At 72.7% G+C, this 17,361-nt stretch carries 17 protein-coding genes; 11 read left to right on the top strand and 6 right to left on the bottom strand.

Translation table 11 applies throughout. The features are described from left to right. Positions 1 to 76: 76 nt before the first annotated feature. The 3 genes from rdgB to murI are packed head-to-tail and all read right to left on the bottom strand — an operon-like array spanning position 77 to position 2,268. On the bottom strand, positions 77 to 691 hold the full coding sequence (rdgB, locus tag QZL85_RS02235; RefSeq protein WP_295573073.1) for an RdgB/HAM1 family non-canonical purine NTP pyrophosphatase: 615 nt from the start codon (positions 689 to 691) through the stop codon (positions 77 to 79). Next, positions 688 to 1,431: a ribonuclease PH gene (gene rph / locus QZL85_RS02230; protein WP_295573070.1), complete on the bottom strand. Its 744-nt coding sequence runs from the start codon at positions 1,429 to 1,431 to the stop codon at positions 688 to 690. Before rph ends, rdgB begins: the two co-directional genes overlap by 4 nt. A gap of 9 nt (positions 1,432 to 1,440) precedes the next feature. After that, a complete protein-coding gene (murI, locus tag QZL85_RS02225) occupies positions 1,441 to 2,268 on the bottom strand; it encodes a glutamate racemase (RefSeq protein WP_295573067.1) in 828 nt (275 codons plus the stop codon). Positions 2,269 to 2,306: 38 nt separating this feature from the next. On the opposite strand from murI, the gene QZL85_RS02220 reads away from it, so the two are divergent. After that, complete coding sequence (locus QZL85_RS02220; protein ID WP_295573065.1) at positions 2,307 to 3,647, top strand: nicotinate phosphoribosyltransferase; 1,341 nt, start codon at positions 2,307 to 2,309, stop codon at positions 3,645 to 3,647. 4 nt (positions 3,648 to 3,651) lie between these two features. Here QZL85_RS02220 and QZL85_RS02215 read toward each other — a convergent pair whose 3' ends face one another. The 3 genes from QZL85_RS02215 to QZL85_RS02205 are packed head-to-tail and all read right to left on the bottom strand — an operon-like array spanning position 3,652 to position 6,602. Next, on the bottom strand, positions 3,652 to 3,918 hold the full coding sequence (locus QZL85_RS02215) for a DUF3039 domain-containing protein (RefSeq protein ID WP_028495305.1): 267 nt from the start codon (positions 3,916 to 3,918) through the stop codon (positions 3,652 to 3,654). A 39-nt stretch (positions 3,919 to 3,957) separates the two neighbouring features. After that, positions 3,958 to 5,511: a hypothetical protein gene (locus QZL85_RS02210; protein WP_295573063.1), complete on the bottom strand. Its 1,554-nt coding sequence runs from the start codon at positions 5,509 to 5,511 to the stop codon at positions 3,958 to 3,960. Continuing rightward, entirely contained in the window at positions 5,487 to 6,602 is a 1,116-nt protein-coding gene (locus tag QZL85_RS02205; protein WP_295573060.1) for an ABC transporter ATP-binding protein, read from the bottom strand. The genes QZL85_RS02210 and QZL85_RS02205 overlap by 25 nt, the downstream gene beginning before the upstream one ends. A 195-nt stretch (positions 6,603 to 6,797) precedes the next feature. Between QZL85_RS02205 and QZL85_RS02200 the strand changes: the two genes are divergently transcribed. The 10 genes from QZL85_RS02200 to QZL85_RS02155 all read left to right on the top strand — a co-directional run bounded on the left by QZL85_RS02200 (position 6,798) and on the right by QZL85_RS02155 (position 17,351). Then, positions 6,798 to 7,490 (top strand): phosphocholine cytidylyltransferase family protein, encoded by a 693-nt coding sequence (locus QZL85_RS02200; RefSeq protein WP_295573058.1) that lies wholly within the window; start codon positions 6,798 to 6,800, stop codon positions 7,488 to 7,490. Positions 7,491 to 7,543: 53 nt separating this feature from the next. Beyond that, positions 7,544 to 8,461, top strand: coding sequence for a hypothetical protein (locus QZL85_RS02195; protein ID WP_295573056.1), 918 nt, complete (start codon positions 7,544 to 7,546; stop codon positions 8,459 to 8,461). A 144-nt stretch (positions 8,462 to 8,605) separates the two neighbouring features. Next, entirely contained in the window at positions 8,606 to 11,035 is a 2,430-nt protein-coding gene (locus QZL85_RS02190) for a GMC oxidoreductase (RefSeq protein ID WP_295573054.1), read from the top strand. Further along, complete coding sequence (locus tag QZL85_RS02185) at positions 11,032 to 12,888, top strand: metallophosphoesterase (RefSeq protein WP_295573051.1); 1,857 nt, start codon at positions 11,032 to 11,034, stop codon at positions 12,886 to 12,888. The genes QZL85_RS02190 and QZL85_RS02185 overlap by 4 nt, the downstream gene beginning before the upstream one ends. After that, positions 12,885 to 13,958, top strand: a complete 1,074-nt coding sequence (locus QZL85_RS02180) for an alpha/beta hydrolase (RefSeq protein WP_295573049.1) — start codon at positions 12,885 to 12,887, stop codon at positions 13,956 to 13,958. The genes QZL85_RS02185 and QZL85_RS02180 overlap by 4 nt, the downstream gene beginning before the upstream one ends. Further along, a complete protein-coding gene (locus QZL85_RS02175) occupies positions 13,955 to 14,893 on the top strand; it encodes an acetoacetate decarboxylase family protein (protein ID WP_295573047.1) in 939 nt (312 codons plus the stop codon). The genes QZL85_RS02180 and QZL85_RS02175 overlap by 4 nt, the downstream gene beginning before the upstream one ends. A gap of 1 nt (position 14,894) precedes the next feature. Next, positions 14,895 to 15,377 carry a DUF1772 domain-containing protein gene (locus tag QZL85_RS02170; protein ID WP_295573044.1) on the top strand — a complete coding sequence of 161 codons (483 nt, stop codon included), beginning with the start codon at positions 14,895 to 14,897 and terminating at the stop codon, positions 15,375 to 15,377. Next, positions 15,374 to 15,739 (top strand): hypothetical protein, encoded by a 366-nt coding sequence (locus QZL85_RS02165; protein WP_295573042.1) that lies wholly within the window; start codon positions 15,374 to 15,376, stop codon positions 15,737 to 15,739. The genes QZL85_RS02170 and QZL85_RS02165 overlap by 4 nt, the downstream gene beginning before the upstream one ends. Further along, positions 15,739 to 17,079 (top strand): patatin-like phospholipase family protein, encoded by a 1,341-nt coding sequence (locus tag QZL85_RS02160; RefSeq protein WP_295573039.1) that lies wholly within the window; start codon positions 15,739 to 15,741, stop codon positions 17,077 to 17,079. Before QZL85_RS02165 ends, QZL85_RS02160 begins: the two co-directional genes overlap by 1 nt. Positions 17,080 to 17,129: 50 nt before the next feature. Next, positions 17,130 to 17,351: a hypothetical protein gene (locus tag QZL85_RS02155; protein WP_295573036.1), complete on the top strand. Its 222-nt coding sequence runs from the start codon at positions 17,130 to 17,132 to the stop codon at positions 17,349 to 17,351. Positions 17,352 to 17,361 lie beyond the last annotated feature (10 nt).

Genomic DNA, 17,361 nt, shown 5'->3' with positions numbered 1-17,361 from the left:
CAGCCCACCCCGCGAGCGCAGTGCGCGCCAGTCGGGAATGAGTCCGGTTCTCAGCTGGAGCGCGTCAGCAGGTCGTCTACAGCTCGCCGAGCAGCGGCGTGAGCGCGGCGAACGCGCGGGCGCGGTGGGATGCCGCGTTCTTCTCCTCCGCCGACCACTCGGCGACGGTGCGCTCCGGCTCCCGCTGGCCGTCGGGGATGAAGACGGGGTCGTAGCCGAAGCCGCCCTCGCCGGCCGGTGCGGTGGCGAGCCGGCCGGGCCAGATGCCCTCGACGACCTGTTCGGCGTCGCCGTGCACGAGCGCGATCGTGGAGACGAACTGCGCCGTGCGGTTCGGGTCGGCGATGTCGGAGAGCTGGTCGAGCAGCAGCTCGAGGTTCGCGGCCGCATCCTTCCGGTGCCCCGCCCAGTACGCCGAGAACGGGCCCGGTGCTCCGCCGAGGACATCGACGCAGATGCCGGAGTCGTCGGCGAGGGCGGGAAGGCCGGTGTGCGCGGCCGCCGCCCGGGCCTTGATGAGCGCGTTCTGCGCGAAGGTCACGCCGTCCTCCACGGGCTCCGGCCCGTCGTAGCCGATGACCTCGAAGTCGGGCCGGGTCGCGGCGACGATCGCCTGGAACTCGGCGACCTTGTGCATGTTGTGCGTCGCGAGGACGATCTGGCGTCCCGCCGTGGCATCCAGCGACGTCACGCCGCGTCCTCGGCGAGAGCGGCGGTCTGCAGGTCGCGGAGCGTCGCGCAGCCGGCGACGCCGAGCTCCAGGAGCGCGTCGAGCTCGCGCTTGTCGAACGGCGCACCCTCGGCGGTCCCCTGCACCTCGACGAAGAGGCCGCGACCGGTCACGACGACGTTCATGTCGGTCTCGGCGCGGACGTCCTCGACGTACGCGAGGTCGAGCATGGGCTCGCCGTCGATGACCCCGACGGACACGGCGGCGACCGAGTCGATGAGGGCCTTCGCGTTCTTGCCGACGAAGCCCTTCGCGCGGCCCCACTCGATCGCGTCTGCCAGAGCGACGTAGGCACCCGTGATCGCGGCGGTGCGCGTGCCGCCGTCGGCCTGCAGCACATCGCAGTCGATGACGATCGTGTTCTCGCCGAGCGCCTTGGTGTCCACGACCACGCGGAGAGCCCGGCCGATGAGGCGGGAGATCTCGTGCGTGCGCCCGCCGATCCGCCCCTTGACCGACTCGCGGTCGTTGCGGGAGTTCGTGGCCCGCGGGAGCATCGCGTACTCCGCCGTGACCCAGCCCTTGCCCTTGCCGGTGAGCCAGCGCGGGACGCCGTTGGTGAACGATGCTGTGCACAGCACCTTCGTCCCGCCGAACGAGATGAGGGCGGACCCCTCCGCCTGGGCGCTCCAGCCGCGCTCGATCGTGATGGGGCGGAGCTCGTCGACGGCGCGGCCGTCGGCGCGGGTGATCTCGGTCATGGTTTCCTCTCAGGCCCGGGCGGGCGGCAGGTCGATGGCACCGGTCTGCACGAGGCGGACGGCGGAGACCTCGCGCCCCATGAGGCGGTGCGCGAGGCTCAGGAAGTCGTCGGCGGAGTCGCCGGTGGCCTCGTAGACGTGGGTGGGCACGGAGGCGGGGCCGGCGAGCAGGTCGCGCGAGACGAGCTGGCGGTACACGTCCTTCGCCGTCTCGGTGTCGCTGGAGACCAGCGACACATCGGGGCCCATGACGTAGCTGATGGCACCCTCGAGGAACGGGTAGTGCGTGCAGCCGAGCACGAGCGTGTCGACACCGGCGTGCCGCAGCGGCGCGAGGTACTCCTCCGCCACGGCGAGCACCTCGGGCGACCCGGTGACACCGGCCTCGACGAACTCGACGAACCGCGGGCACGCCTGCGCGAAGACGGTGAGGGTCTGATCGACGCCGAGCATGTCCTGGTACACGCCGGAGCCGATCGTGCCCTCCGTGCCGATCACGCCGATGCGCCGGTTACGGGTCGTCGAGACGGCGGTGCGGACGGCGGGGCCGATGACCTCGACGACGGGCACGTCGTAGCGCTCCCGCGCGTCGCGCAGCATCGCGGCGGATGCCGTGTTGCACGCGATCACGAGCATCTTCACGCCCTCGTCCACGAGCGTGTCGAGCACCTCGAGCGCGTAGCGGCGGACGTCGGCGATGGGCTTCGGACCGTACGGCGAATGGGCCGTGTCGCCGATGTAGAGCACCGACTCGCTCGGCAGCAGCTGGGAGACCGCGCGCGCCACCGTGAGCCCGCCGACACCGGAGTCGAAGATCCCGATCGGCGCGTCATCCACGATCGTCCACCCTACCCGCCCTCGATAGAGTGACCCGCATGAGCGCCGACGGCTTCGCGAGCACCGCCCTGTTCACCGACCGCTACGAGCTGACGATGATCGACGCGGCGCTCCGCGACGGCACCGCGCAGCGTCGCTGCGTGTTCGAGCTGTTCGGCCGCCGCCTCCCCGGTGCGCGCCGCTTCGGCGTCGTCGCCGGCACGGGGCGGCTGCTGGAGCTGCTCCGGGACTTCCGCTTCGGCGACGACGAACTGCGCTACCTGCGCGATCACCGGGTCGTGGATGCCGAGACGCTGACCTTCCTGGAGGGCTACCGGTTCACCGGGACCATCACCGGCTACCGCGAGGGCGAGCTGTACTTCCCGGGCTCGCCGATCCTCACGGTCGAAGGCACCTTCGCCGAGGCCGTGGTCCTGGAGACCCTGGCCCTCAGCGTCCTGAACCACGACTCCGCGGTCGCGAACGCCGCGACCCGCATGAGCATCGCGGCCGGCGACCGCCCGCTGGCCGAGATGGGCTCGCGGCGTGCGGCCGAGCACTCCGCCGTCGCCGCCGCGCGCGCCGCCTACATCGTCGGGTTCGGCGCGACGAGCAACCTCGAGGCGGGGCGGCTCTGGGGCATCCCCACTATGGGAACGGCCGCGCACGCCTGGACGCTCCTGCACGACACCGAGGAGGAGGCGTTCCGCAGCCAGATCGAGGCGTTCGGCCTCGACACGACGCTCCTCATCGACACGTACGGCATCGAGGAGGGGGTCGCCACCGCGATCCGCGTCGCCGGGACGGGGCTCGGCGGTGTCCGCATCGACTCCGGCGACCTGCCGACCGTCGCCGCCGAGGTGCGCGCCCAGCTCGACGCGCTCGGTGCGACCGCGACGAAGATCACCGTCACGAGCGACCTCGACGAGTTCGCGATCGCCGCCCTCGCGGCATCCCCCGTGGACGCGTACGGGGTCGGCACGTCCGTCGTGACGGGCTCCGGCGCCCCGACGGCCGGCATGGTCTACAAACTCGTCGCGCGGCAGGGATCGGACGGCGGGTGGGTGTCGGTTGCGAAGTCGTCCACCGACAAGGCGTCCAAGGGCGGCCGGAAGGCCGCGTTCCGGACCCTGCAGCACGGCACGGCGACCCGAGAGCTCGTCGTCGTCTCCGACGGGTTCGAGGAGGTGCAGACGGCGGGCGACCAGCCCGACGCGCGTGCCCTGCAGGTGACGCTCGTCGAGGGCGGCGAGGTGGATGCCGCGGCCCTGGGCCCCGCGGGTGTCCAGACGGCCCGTGCGCACCACCTGCGGGCGCGGGAGGAGCTCCCCGTGCGGGCGCTCGCGCTCAGCCGGTCCGACCCGGCGATCCCCACGGTCTTCGTCGACGTCGAGGGGTGAGCCGTCAGGCCATCATCGAGTCGTAGATCTCCTTGCACGTCGGGCACACCGGGAACTTCTCCGGATCGCGGCCCGGCGTCCACTTCTTCCCGCACAGGGCGCGGACCGGCTTGCCGGTGAGCGCCGACTCGAGGATCTTGTCCTTCTTGACGTAGTGCGAGAAGCGCTCATGGTCGCCCGGCTCGAAATGCTCCTCTTTGAGGAGTTCCTCGAGCTCGCGGTCGAGGGTCGCGAGACCCCCCTGGTCGGGGCTGTCGAGAGGCGTGCTCATGCCTGCGAGTGTAGCCGGGGCGGGTCCGGGCCGGGGCCGTCAGACCGACTCCGCGAACTCCATGAGGCGTCCGCTGCCGCGCTCGAAGATCCAGCCGCCGAGGAGGATCCCGACGATCAGCACGAAGGCGCCGACACCCGTCCCGGCCCACAGCGCGGTCCGCGCCTCGGTCGGGTCCTCGGTCAGCGCGAGCCATGCGAACCACATGGCCGGGGCGCTCAGCACGACGGCGCCGACGAGCACGAGGCCCTGCGTGAGCCCGCCGCCGGTGCGCTGCGGCTGCTGGAACGGACTGTCCCCCGGCCGGGAGACCGGGTAGGGCGCCGCGGCGGACGAGATCGAGGACAGCCCGAGACCGCAGAGGAACAGGCTCGCGCACACGCCGATCATCGCCGGCAGGATCTCCGGCGTCCCGTGCAGCCGGACGGCGACCGGGATGGCGACCGCGAGGAGCGGCACCGCGACGAGACTGACCGGCACGAGCCTCCCGACGCGGTCGGCGGCGCCGCGCACGGCGCCCGCGACGTGCATCCAGAGCGCCGTCGAGTCGTAGGCCAGGTCGTTGTGGGCGAGCCAGCCGAAGAAGAGCGCCATGATCGGCACCGGCACGAGCGCGACGATGTCCGCCGGCACGCCCACGAGGAGGAGCGGCACCACGGTGATGAGCGCGGCGACCGGCACGATGACGACGTTCGCGATGTACCGCGCGTCGCGCGACCAGTAGGTGAGGCTCCGCGCCGCGATCGCGCCGGCGGGGGTGCCCGGGGTCAGCGCGAACCAGCCGAGCCCGCCGCGCACGCGAGTCGGACGCGGACGGGGCGTCGTGGTGAGCAGGCGCCGGACGAGCCAGAGCCACAGCGCCCCCAGCACGAGGACGGTGACGCCGGCGACGGTGAGCGGAGCGAGCGCCGCGTCGTCGACCGCGAGCGGGGGGACCGCGAACGCCGCCCCGAGCGGGGTCACGGCGAGGATGTCGACCGCCTTCTCCACCGCCGCGGGAACGCGCCCTCGCCACTGCAGGGATGCCAGGAACCCGACGACCGGGACGACGACGACGAGCACGCCGACCAGGAAGACGCCCGTGAGCTCACGTGGGCGCCGTGAGCGGAAGAGGCCCGCGAGGGCCAGGGAGAGCTTGCCGAGCAGGATGCAGATCGCACTGCCGAGGACGACGGCGAGGACGGCGACACCCGTCGGCGCGCCGTGCGCGTCCCACAGGATGACGAGGCACACCGCGATCGCCGCGAGCGCGAGCACCGGCACGCTGATGAGGCTCGCGAGGAGGATCGCGCCCGCGAGGCGCAGCGGGTCCGCACCGAAGACCGCGAAGCGGCGCGGGTCGAGCGGATCGGCGACGCCCGCGGCGAGCGGCGCGACGAGGAACGCGAGGGTGACGGCCGCTCCGCCGAGGACGGTGACGGCGCGGGCGACGTCGTCGGGGGCGTCCCGGAGCCCCAGGGCGCCGACGCACACCACGGCGACGAGGGCGAGGAATGCGACGGTGCCGACCACCGTCCGGGTCACGTGACGGGCGTCACCGCGAAGGGCGCCGAGCAGCAGATCGAGTCTCAGCCGGAGAACGTGTGCAGCCACTCGAGGCCCTCCACGTCGCTGAGGCCTCCGGCCAGCTCCACGAAGCGCTGCTCGAGCGTCAGCTCGCCCCGCACCTGCGCGACGGTGCCCTCCGCGAGCACCTGCCCGCCGACGATGACCGCGATGCCGGTGCAGACGCGTTCGACGAGCTCCATCCCGTGGCTGGAGAGCACGACGGTCCCGCCGTGGCGGACGTACGTCGACAGGATGTCCAGGATGACTGCGCTGGAGACGGGGTCGACGGCTTCGAACGGCTCGTCGAGGATGAGCACCCGCGGCGAATGGATCATCGCGCCGGCGAGCATGACCTTCTTCGTCATGCCGGCCGAGTAGTCCGAGACGGCGCGCCCGAGCGCATCCGTCAAATCGAACGCGCGCGCGAGGTCGGCCGTGCGGCTCGCGACGACGTCCGGTTTCAGGCCCCGCAGCACGCCGTAGTAGTGCAGAAGCTGGCGTCCGGTCAGGCGGTCGAATGTGCGCAGGCGGTCCGGGAGCACGCCCATGAGCCGCTTCGCCCGCGCGGGGTGCCGGGCGAGGTCGACGCCGCCGACCTCGATCCGGCCGTGGTCGGGGCGGAGGAGTCCCGCGATCATCGACAGCGTCGTCGTCTTGCCGGCCCCGTTCGGTCCGACGAGGCCGTAGAAGGTGCCCGTCGGGATGGTGAGGTCGATGGCGTCCACGGCGCAGGTCGCGCCGAACACCTTCGTGATGCTCGTGAGCCGGACGGCGGGCGCGGCGGCCTCCGCGTCCGTCTCCCCCGCGACGTCCGGTTCGAAGACGATCGGGGGCTCGGGCTCGGGCTCGGGTTGCGGGAGCGGCTCCGGGAGCACCGGGAGCGGCGGGACGGGCGGGACGATGGTCTCGGCCGCGACGAACTGCGCGGCGGCGACCGACGCCGGCACCGGCGGTTTGGGCGGGGTCGTGGCGCGCGGCTTCGCGGCACGCGGCGTCGCGGGGGTGAGCGGCGCGGCCTTCACCGGCGCCGCCGCGGCAGCCTCCGCGGCGGGGATCGCCGGCAGCGGCGGCACGAGACCGGAGACGCCGGGAGCGCGGTCCCGATCGTCCTCGGGCAGGGGCAGCGAGGCGGTCACGCGACCCAACCTAGCAAGGCCTCCGGATCGCCGGTCGCGAAAGATCATGCGGCGTCACGGCCGGCGGGATTGTCACGAATCAACAACGGAGGAGCGCCATCCTGCACCCTCCCAGGTGGCTTCGCTACCATTTGACGAGGCACGAAGGAGTGTCATGTCGTCTAACGGACAGTGAACACCTTTCAGGAGCACCCTTTGACTCTTCAGACCGTCATCCTCGCGGCCGGTATGGGCTCGCGCCTCGGGCGCAGCCTCCCGAAGCCCCTCACCGAGCTCAGCGACGGTCGCTCCATCATGCGTCAGCAGCACGACAACATCCGGGCCGCGTTCGGCTCCGACGCGCGCATCACGGCCGTCGTCGGCTACCGCGCCGAGACCATCGTCGAGGCGTTCCCCGAGGCGGAGTACGTCTACAACGACCGCTACGACCAGACCAACACCTCCAAGAGCCTGCTGCGCGCCCTCAAGGCGACCGGCAAGCGCGCGGTCCTGTGGATGAACGGCGACGTCGTCTTCGACCCCCGCGTCCTCGGGCGCGCCATCGAGCTCATCGAGCGCGACCAGTCCTTCGTCTCGGTCAACACGGCCAAGGTCAGCGACGAAGAGGTCAAGTACACCGTCGACGCGGAGGGCTTCATCAAGGAGCTGTCCAAGACCGTCGTGGGCGGCATCGGCGAGGCCGTCGGGATCAACTACATCTCGCGCGCCGACAAGCCGGCCCTCATCGCCCAGCTCGGGCGCGTCGACGACCAGGACTACTTCGAGCGCGGCCTCGAGCTCGCGATCGTCGAGAACGGCCTGCGCCTGGAGCCCATGGACATCTCCGACCTGTACGCCGTCGAGGTCGACTTCGCCGAAGACCTCGAGCGGGCCAACCTCTTCGTCTGATCCCGCCCGTCCTCAGGCCCCGCTCAGCGGCCACGCCTAGGATCGACGCTGTCATGGCAAAGGTGCACCGGATCCACTCCCTTCCCGCCGACGCGCCGTGGGAGGGCCCGCTCCCCCCACCCGGCGCAGCGGAGCACCCGTTCGCCGTGCGCGCGCTCGATCGGGTCCTGGCCATCCAGCGTCCCGCGGTCGTCGCGCACCTGCGGAGCATCCGCCTCCGCCATCCCGACGCCACGGCGGCCGAGGTCGTCCGCATCCTCGAGCGTCGCTACCTCGCCACGGTGACCACCGGCGGCGCGGCCGTCGGTGCCACGGCCGTCGTCCCGGGCATCGGCACGGCGGTCACCCTCGTGCTCAGCGGCGCGGAGACGGTGGCCTTCCTCGAGGCGACGGCCCTGTACGCGCAGTCGATCGCCGAGGTGCACGGCATCCCGATGACCGATCCCGACCGCGCCCGCGCGCTCGTGCTGACCCTCATGCTCGGCAAGGAGGGCGTCGACCTCGTGTCGCAGCTCGCCCGGCAGGCGTCGGGCAAGGGCGCGTCCCGCGACAAGTACTGGGGCGAGCTGGTGACGAAGTCGCTCCCCCGCGCCGCGATGGGGCCGCTCGTGGATCGACTCAAGTCCGCGTTCGTGCGGCAGTTCGCCGCGCGCGGCGGCGCCTCGTTCTTCGGCAAGGCGCTCCCCTTCGGCATCGGCGCGGCCGTCGGCGGCGCCGGCAACCACGTGCTGGGCCGCCGCGTGCTCGTGAACTCCCGGCGCGCGTTCGGGGTGCCCCCGGTCGCCTACCCCGTCGAACTCGAGCCGAAGCCCGGCGCGAGTCGCCTCGAGCACACCGCGCTGTCCGGCGTCCGCCGTGTCGGCGACGTCATCGCGTCGACTCTCACGCGGCGTCGCGGCGGGCGCGTGCTGCCGGCGTCGGAGGCCCCCGTGTCGGAGGCCCCGGAGGCGCACGACCTCGGCGACGACTGACCCTGTCGCGGGCGTGCCCCGCGGCGTACGCTCTGCCTCGGGAAGATCCATCCGGGGGACGGCGGGGAGGGTGTATCACCGCGGGGCCACGGCGCTCCTCTGGGTGATCGGATGCGCTCGCTCTGACCCCTGCAGGAGGTTGCCGTGCCTCACCAGCTCTCCGACTCCACCGACGTCCTCGTGGTGGGCTCCGGCTTCGGCGCGTCCGTCGCCGCGTATCGACTGGCCGACGCCGGCAAGGACGTCGTGGTCATGGAGCGCGGGCGGGCGTGGGGCCCCGGGGACTTCGCGCGCACGCCCACCGAGATGGCGGGCAACTTCTGGGATCCGAGCGCCGGCATGTACGGCCTCTTCGACGCCTGGACCTTCCGGGGTCTGGAGGGACTCGTCTCGAGCGGCCTCGGCGGCGGGTCGCTCATCTACGCCAACGTGCTGCTGCGGAAGGACCCCGCCTGGTTCGTGAAGGACTCCCCGCTGCCGGGCGGCGGGTACGAGAACTGGCCCGTGGGCTACGACGACCTCGAGCCGCACTACGAGGCCGTCGAGCAGATGATGGGTGCGACGCCGTACCCGTACCAGGACACCGCGAAGACCGCCGCGTTCGAGCGGGCCGCGGTGAACATCGGGATGCCGGCGTTCCGCCCGCCGCTCGCCGTCACCTTCGCCCGTCCGGGCGAGGAGCCCGAGCCCGGCGCCGAGCTGCCCACGCCCGCCTACGGCAACGTGCACGGGCGCCGCCGCGTGACCTGCACGCTGTGCGCCGAGTGCGACGTGGGCTGCAACACCGGCGCGAAGAACAGCCTCGACCACACCTACCTCTCGGCGGCGCGTCATCACGGCGCCGAGATCCGCACACTGCACGAGGTGCGCGGCATCCGTCCCGACGCCGGCGGCGGGTACGTCGTCAGCTACGTCGTCCACGAGCCGGGCGCCACCGGGGACACGTCGACGAGTACGCTTCCCGTCCACACGATCCGGGCGAACCGCGTCATCCTCGGCGCCGGGAGCTTCGGCACGACGTACCTGCTGCTGCGGAGCCGCGCCGCGCTCGGCGGCCTCGGCACGGCGCTCGGGTCGCGGTTCAGCGGCAACGGCGACCTCCTCACCTTCCTCATGGGCTGCGCCCAGGACGGCGCGCCCCTGCCGATCGACGGCGGGCGCGGCACGGTCATCACCTCCGCCATCCGGATGCCCGACGGCCACGACGGCGACGGGGCGCGCGGGCGCGGCTTCTACATCCAGGATGCCGGGTTCCCGGCCTTCCTCACGTGGCTCGTCGAGGTCGCGCAGCTGCGTGCGATGGCGCGGCGCGGAGCGCGGTTCGGGTGGGAGTCGGTGCGCAACCGGCTCTTCACCGAGGGGCGCTCGAACCTCTCCGCCAGCATCGCGCAGCTGCTCGGCGACGGACACCTCTCCGGCAGCTCGCTGCCGCTCCTCGGCATGGGTCGGGACACGCCGGACGGGCACATGTCGCTGCGCCGCGGTCGTCTCGCCGTGGACTGGACCGTCGCGACCTCCCGTCCCTACTTCGCGCGGATGCGCGACACGATGCGACGGATCGGCGACCAGCTCGGCGCCGACGTGAGCGACAACCCGCTGTGGTGGCTGGGCCGCGTCATCACGGTGCACCCGGTCGGCGGCGCGCCGATCGGACGCCACCCCGGCGAGGGGGTGTGCGATGCGTACGGCGAGGTGTTCGGGCACCCGGGCCTGCACGTCCTGGACGGCGCGGCGCTTCCCGGCCCGGTCGGCGCGAACCCGTCGCTGACCATCGCCGCACTCGCCGACCGCGCGTGCACGCGGATGCTGGAACAGCCGTGGCCGCAGCGTGCGCCGCAGGCCGCACCGTCGCGCGCCGAGACCGCTGTCGCCGCCCCGCCGATGCCCGCGGTCCGCGCCGATGCCACGTCCGTGTCGTTCACCGAGCGGATGGTCGGCCACGTCGGCCTCGGCGAGACCGATCCCCGGCGCGGGGCGGAACGCGCCCGCTACCGCGGGGACAGCCTCGAGTTCGTCCTGACGATCACGGCGCCCGACGTCGACGCCTTCGCGGCGGACCCCCTGCACGAGGGCACGGCGAGCGGCTACGTCGAAGCGACCGCCCTGGGCGGGCGCAGCGAGGTCGAGCGCGGCTGGTTCCACCTCTTCGTCGACCCGCCCGACCGGCCCGGCCGCCGCATGCTCTACCGGCTGTGGCTCCGGGACGGCGCCGGCGACCCCGTGACGCTCGTGGGCCACAAAGACGTCGCGGACGACGGCGGCCTCGACGTCTGGGGGGACACCTCGACCCTGTACGTCCGCCTGCTCGCCGGGCACATCCCGCCGCCGCGCGCCGAGACCCCCGCCGAGCGCACCGCGGCCCGCGCGGTCGCCGCCGGAGACCTCCCCGCCGACACGGACGTCCGCGGCGCCGGCGTGCTGGTGATCCGGCCGCTCGACTTCGCCAAGCAGCTGACGACGTTCCGCACCGACGGCCCCGCCGGGGCGGCGGCCCTCGCCGCGTTCGGGCGGCTCTTCCTCGGCGAGCTGTGGCAGGTCTACCTCGCCGGCGATCGCGACGGGGCGCGCCGATGAAGCGCCGCGAGCTCCTGGGCCTGGAGAGCGTGCTGGGATTCGCGCCGGCCGGCATGACGCGCTGGCTCGATCCCCCCGCGCTCGCGCGCACGGCCATGAAGGCCGGCATGGCGAAGGTGTTCGCCGACTACGGCGACAAGCGCGAGGTCCAGGCGGTCCTGCCGAGCGCGCCGGCGCAGCTGGCATCCCCCGTCGACGGGGACGTGTGGATCGACTTCGCCGCCGACCTCGGCGACGGGTTCGACGCGACGACGACGATCGCGACGCTGCTGGCCGCACCGACCCTGTTCGTCGACACCCCGGGCGGGGTGGACCTCGAGCTGCCGCGCGGTGACGTGCTGGTGCTGGGCGGGGACGAGGTCTATCCGGCCGGCTCGGCGCGCGCGTACGAGAACCGCACGATCGGCCCGTATGCCACGGCCTTCCCCGCCGAGGCGGGCGCGCAGCAGCCGACGATGCTCGCGGTGCCCGGCAACCACGACTGGTACGACGGCCTCACCTCCTTCCTCCGCGTCTTCGCGCGGGGCGCGAGGATCGGCGGGTGGCAGACCACGCAGACGCGGAGCTACTTCGTCGTCGCGATCGCGCCCGGCTGGTGGCTCGTGGGGCTCGACTCCCAGCTCGGCGAGTACATCGACGAGCCGCAGCTGGCCTACTTCCGGCAGCACCTGACGGCGCACCTGCGGCCCGGCGACGGCGTCATCGTCTGCACGGCCGCGCCCGCATGGGTGCACACCGCCACGAAGGGACCCGACGGCTTCAACCAGCTGCACTTCTTCGACCGCACGATCGTCCGCACCCGCGAGACCGCGGGGACGGCGGAGCCGACCGGCGCCGCCGTCCGGCTCTGGCTGACCGGCGACCAGCATCACTACTCGCGCTACGTCCAGCTGGGGCCGGACGGCGAGCCGGACGAGGAGCACGGCGTCCAGGCGATCACCTGCGGACTGGGCGGCGCGTACCTCGCCGAGACCCACCGGCTCCCGGAGACCCTCGAGCTGCCGCCGGCGACGTCCCGTATGCGCAGCAAGGACGTCCCGGGCATGCCGATGCGACGTGTGGGACCCACCTATCCCGACACGGCGACGTCGCGGCGGCTGTACCGCCGTGTCGCGAACCCGTTCTCCCGGTGGTGGCTGGGCTGGCGGAACCCGGGGCTCATGGTCGGGATCGGGTGGGTGCAGTTCGTGCTCGCCTGGCTTCTCGGCGCCGTCGTCGGCCTCGTGCAGACCGCCCCGGACAGCATCGGCGCGGTCCTGCGCGGTCCCGTCCCCACGACGGCGAGCGCGCTGGGCGTCGTCGTCGCCATCGCGCTCGGGAGCTGGCTCCTGCACTGGCTGATGAGCCTCCTGTTCGGGTGGGGCGGCGTCGTGGCGACCCTGGCGATCGTGTTCCAGCTCGTCGCCGGCTGCCTGACGCTCCTCGCGCTCGTGGGCCTCCTCCTGGCCGCGCGGTCACTCGGGATGCCGCCGCTTCCCGGCATCGTGCTGCTCGGGGTCGCCGCGATCGGGTCGTGGGGCCTCGGCGCGCTCCTGGGCACCGCGATGTTCGGCTTCTTCCTCCTGACGCAGCCGAACGGCACGGTGGCGTCCTGGCGGATGTCCGCGCAGGCGATCGCCGACCACAAGGGCTTCCTCCGGATGCGGCTGCAGCCGAACGGGAGCATCCAGATCCATGCGATCGTGATCGACCGCATCTGCACCGACTGGGCGACGACGACGGCGGCGGACGGCGGCATGCGGGTCGTGCCCGCGGCGCGCATCACCGGCGTCCGGCTGCTCGACGGACCCATCACCATCACCCGGAACCGCGGGGCGACGCCGGCCCCGGACAGCGGAAAGGCACCCGCATGACCGACACCCTGACCGCGCCCCCGACGGGCACCGCGACCGTTACGAGGGACGACCACCGCACCGAGGTGCTGCCGCTCACGGCCAGGGACGGCCGCCCGCTCACGCTCGTGCACGTGCGGGGACCCCACGAGCCGCACCGGGGGCCCGTGCTGCTCGTCCACGGCGCCGGGGTGCGCGCCGAGATCTTCCGCCCGCCCATCCCCCGCACCCTCGTCGACATGCTGCTGGAGGCCGGCTGGGACGTGTGGATGCTGAACTGGCGGGCATCGATCGACCTCGAGCCGACCGACTGGACGCTGTGCGACGCCGCCGCATACGACCACCCCGCGGCCGTCGAACGCGTGCTCCAGGAGACCGGCGCGCCGACGCTCGCCGCCGTCGTGCACTGCCAGGGCTCGACCTCCTTCGCGATGGCCGCCGTCGCCGGCCTCCTGCCGCGCGTGGACCGCATCGTCAGCAACGCCGTGTCGCTGCATCCCGTCATCCCGGCGTTCTCCGAGTTCAAGATCCACCGGCTCACGCCGGTCATCTCCCGCGTGACGCCTTACCTGTCGCCCGCCTGGGCGTACCGCTCGGACGGCTACTTCTCCCGGCTCGTCCGCCGGACCGTCGACATCACGCATCCGGAGTGCCGGAACCTCGTCTGCCGCATGGTGAGCTTCACCTACGGCTCGGGGCATCCGGCGCTGTGGGCGCACCGCAACATCGACAAGGCGACGCACGACTGGATCACGGGCGAATTCGCCCGCGTGCCGATGAGCTTCTTCGCGCAGATGAGCCGCTGCGTCCAGGCAGGCCACCTCGTGCCCGTGCGGGAGCACCCGGACCTCCCGGAGGACCTCGCGACGGCGCCGCCGCAGACGCACGCGCGGTTCGCCCTCCTCGCGGGAAAGGACAACCGGTGCTTCCTGCCGGAGAGCCAGGCGCTCACCTATGCGCACCTGGACCACCACCAGCCCGGCCGCCACGCTCTGCACGTCATCCCGGGCTACGGGCACCTCGACGTGTTCTGGGCGCGGAACGCGTGGCGTGACACGTATCCGATCATCCTGAAGGAGCTGGCCTCATGACCGTGCTGTGGGCGCCCGTGCGCGCCGTCCTCTCCCTGCTGCCCTCGCCCGTGCCGGGCCGCCAGAAGCGCCTCCGCGGCAGTCATGCCCGCGTCGACGGCATCCCCTACCGGATGCCGGTGGACACCGCGGACGCCTCCTGCCTCATGGCGGCGTTCCCGATCTCCGCCGCCGCCGCGAAGCGGCTGCTGCCGGGATCCGAACTGCACCCCGCGACGATCGGCTTCGGCGTCGGCGTGCTCCTCATCACCGTCGTCGACTACCGCAAGACCGACATCGGCGCGTACATCGAGTACTCGATCGCGATCGCCGTCACGCACGGGCATCGTCCCCGGCTGCCGATCCTGCCGCTCGTGCTGCAGCGCGCCGTCGGGCTCGGCCAGTACGTCGTCGACCTCCCGGTGAGCACCGAGGTCTCCGTCAAGGGCGGCAAGGGGATCTGGGGGATGCCCAAGCATCAGGACAGCCTGGACTTCCGCGTCTCCGAACAGGCCGTCTCCGCGCTCTACGACCACGACGGGCAGACCGCGTGCCTCGTGGAGATCGCCCGGCCCCCGCGCACGGCGCTTCCGCTCGGTCTCGCCGCCGACAACTACTGCACTTACCGCGGGATGCTGATGAAGTCGACCATCTACTTCTCCGGGGCGGCCGACATCGCCGTGGGCAGGGCGGCGCGCGGACGGCTCGTCCTCGGAGGCGAGCTCGCCCAGCGTCTGGCGCATCTGAAGATCGGCCGGAAGCCGATCGCGACGGTGTGGATCCCCAAGGCCACCGGCGTGCTGGACGACCATTTCGAGTCGTGGTTCCTCACCGCCCCGACGCAGCACGCGGCCGACGCCGTGCCCATGGAGGGCCTCGAGACCGTCGTCGACCTCGGTCGCGGCGAGGTGTGGCCGGCGCCGCCGGACCGCTCGCGCGTGCCCGAGGGGGTGTGACATGGGGTGGGTGACGCTCATCGCGGCGCTGTACTTCGCGTTCGGCGCGTCGCTGTACATGGGCACGATGTGGACGCTGCGCCTGTTCCTCTTCCCCACCTGGCGGGCGCTCACGCCCGACCAGGTGGACGTGCACTTCGGCATCCCGACGCGCCTCGCCACCGTCTTCTTCACGTGGATCGTGCCGGTGATGTTCCTCGCCTCGATCTGGCTCATCGTCGCCGAGTGGGGTACGCCCCTCGTGTGGTTCGGCGTGGGGTGCCTGCTCGGGATCTTCGTCCTGACCTTCGTCGGCCAGGGCCTCATCATCCCGATCAACAAGCGGGTGCGCAGCGGCGAGGTCACCGACGTCGCGGAGCTGCAGGAGCTGCTGCGGCGGTGGATGGCGCTGAACAGCGTGCGCTTCTACGGCGCGACGGCGACGTGGCTCGTGATCATCGGGTACCTCGTGGTGCGCGGTGACCTCGTGGGGGCGCTGACATGACGCTCCGGGGTGTGCTGACCGCCATCGGCTGGGGCACGGTCGGCACGGGCGCGCTGCAGGTCGTGGCGCCCGGCTTCGTGCTGCGGGCGATCGGCGGGGCGGATGAGAGATCGACGCGGCATCTGTTCGGCACGGTGGGCATGTTCATGGTCGTCGTGGGCGGACTCGTCGTCGGGACGCTCCGCTCCGCGTCGCCGGACACGGCAGCGCTCGGCTGGGGAGCCGCGCAGAAGGCCGGTGCCGCCGTCGCCGTGGGTCTGGGGGTCGCTCGGCGGGTGTTCTCGCCGATCGCCCTGCTCGTCGCGGCGTTCGACGCTGTGACCGCCGTGCTGCTGGCGGTCCACCGGAACCGGCTCCGCTGATGCGCTCGCTCGTGCTCGCCGGCGGAGGGATGCGCGTCGCGTGGCAGGCGGGCGTCATCCGCGCACTCGAGGAGGAGGACCTCACGTTCGACCACGTCGACGGCGCCTCCGGCGGCATCATGACGGCCGCCATGATGCTCTCCGGCGTCTCGGGGGTGGAGATGTGCGACCGCTGGCGCGGGCTGTCGGCATCCGCCTTCACGTCGCTGCTGCCGCTGCACGAGTACCTCACCGGGCCGTGGTCGCTGCCGGCGATCGGCGACGCGGACGCGATCGTCCAGACCGTCCTCCCCCGTCTCGGGATCGACGTCGAGCGGATGCGGCGGAGCGAGATCGCCGGCACGTTCCAGGTCGTCGAGTTCACGACGAAGGAGTGCCGGTCGCTCGAGCCCGGCGATCTCGATCTGGAGCTGCTCGCGGCGGGGATGTCGCTGCCGGGCTGGCTCACCCCGCTGCGCCGCGGCGACGAGGTGTTCACGGATGCCGTGTGGGTCCGTGACGCCGGCGTCGCCGAGGCCGTGCGCCGCGGAGCGGACGAGATCTGGCTCGTGTGGTGCATCGGGAACACGCCGTACTTCGGCGACGGTCCGCTCGAGCAGTACGTGCACATGATCGAGATGAGCGCGATGGGGGCCCTCCTGGCCGATTTCGAGCTCGCGCGCGCGCTCGGGCGGGACTTCACCCTGCACGTCGTCGCGCCGCGCCACCCGCTGCCGCTGGATCCGGAGTTCTACCTCGGCCGGATCTCGTCCGACGCCCTGCTGGCGATGGGGTACCGGGACGCCCGCGCGTACCTCGACGGGCGCTCGGGGGCGGGGGTGCCGAAGGATGCGACCTGCACGCGGATGACGGATCCGCCGGTCTCGGTGCGGATCACCGACCGCCTCCGCGGGCGGGTCGGCGCGGACGAGGTCGACGCGACGTTCACCGTCGAGGTTCCGCTCGATGCGGCCGCGCCCGCGTCCGTGTCAGCGCCCGCGTCGGAGGGGTCGCTCGTGGGGGCGGTCACGATCCCCGGCGAGGGCACCGTCTACCTCGCCGGCGGCGAGGTGACGCTGGTCGACGGGGCACTGACGTATACGGGCACCGTGCGGCGCGGCGGGCGGGATGTGGCGCTGCGGTGCGTGCGGACCCTGCGGGACGACCCGGGCCCGGACGCGTGGGGCGACTTCACGGAGGCCACGCTGACGATCGGCGGGGATGCCGGGACGGTGTCCGCGGGGATCGGCGGTGTCGCGCATCTCATCGCCTCGATCGAGCCGGTCGGAGCGCACGGGCTGCTGCAGCGGGCGGACGCCGTGCGCCGGTTCCTGGGGCTGCTGTCGTCGGTACGCGTCTGACCCGGCGCCGGCCAGGTGACGGGGCGCGGATTCGGGCGCAGAATGGGCGCATGGGAATCTTCCAGACCCGCCCCGAAGAGCCGACCGAGTGGACCGGGCTCCCCTCCGAGCCGTGGCAGCCCCGCTCCCCCGTCGAGCAGCTGGGCGATGCGCCCAACGTCGAGTACACGATCTACGGCGACCCGGTCGGCGTCGAGACGATCGCGATCGCGCTGACGCCTGCCGCGCCCGCCGCCGTGGAGTCCGGCGACGCCGGCGGCGACGGGGACTGAGCGCCGCGGC

Source organism: uncultured Microbacterium sp., from assembly GCF_900078385.1.
Taxonomy (GTDB): domain Bacteria; phylum Actinomycetota; class Actinomycetes; order Actinomycetales; family Microbacteriaceae; genus Microbacterium.
Note: the sequence above shows the minus strand (reverse complement) of the source record. Positions and strands in the feature narration are given on the sequence as shown.

What these genes read in the sequence shown, in the direction of transcription:
- QZL85_RS02160 (WP_295573039.1), top strand. Translation starts at nt 15,739, where the DNA reads ATGCGCTCGCTCGTGCTCGCCGGCGGAGGGATGCGCGTCGCGTGGCAG.
- QZL85_RS02220 (WP_295573065.1), top strand. Translation starts at nt 2,307, where the DNA reads ATGAGCGCCGACGGCTTCGCGAGCACCGCCCTGTTCACCGACCGCTAC.
- QZL85_RS02175 (WP_295573047.1), top strand. Translation starts at nt 13,955, where the DNA reads ATGACCGTGCTGTGGGCGCCCGTGCGCGCCGTCCTCTCCCTGCTGCCC.
- QZL85_RS02185 (WP_295573051.1), top strand. Translation starts at nt 11,032, where the DNA reads ATGAAGCGCCGCGAGCTCCTGGGCCTGGAGAGCGTGCTGGGATTCGCG.
- QZL85_RS02180 (WP_295573049.1), top strand. Translation starts at nt 12,885, where the DNA reads ATGACCGACACCCTGACCGCGCCCCCGACGGGCACCGCGACCGTTACG.
- QZL85_RS02155 (WP_295573036.1), top strand. Translation starts at nt 17,130, where the DNA reads ATGGGAATCTTCCAGACCCGCCCCGAAGAGCCGACCGAGTGGACCGGG.
- QZL85_RS02165 (WP_295573042.1), top strand. Translation starts at nt 15,374, where the DNA reads ATGACGCTCCGGGGTGTGCTGACCGCCATCGGCTGGGGCACGGTCGGC.
- QZL85_RS02195 (WP_295573056.1), top strand. Translation starts at nt 7,544, where the DNA reads ATGGCAAAGGTGCACCGGATCCACTCCCTTCCCGCCGACGCGCCGTGG.
- rph (WP_295573070.1), bottom strand. Translation starts at nt 1,431, where the DNA reads ATGACCGAGATCACCCGCGCCGACGGCCGCGCCGTCGACGAGCTCCGC.
- QZL85_RS02215 (WP_028495305.1), bottom strand. Translation starts at nt 3,918, where the DNA reads ATGAGCACGCCTCTCGACAGCCCCGACCAGGGGGGTCTCGCGACCCTC.
- QZL85_RS02170 (WP_295573044.1), top strand. Translation starts at nt 14,895, where the DNA reads ATGGGGTGGGTGACGCTCATCGCGGCGCTGTACTTCGCGTTCGGCGCG.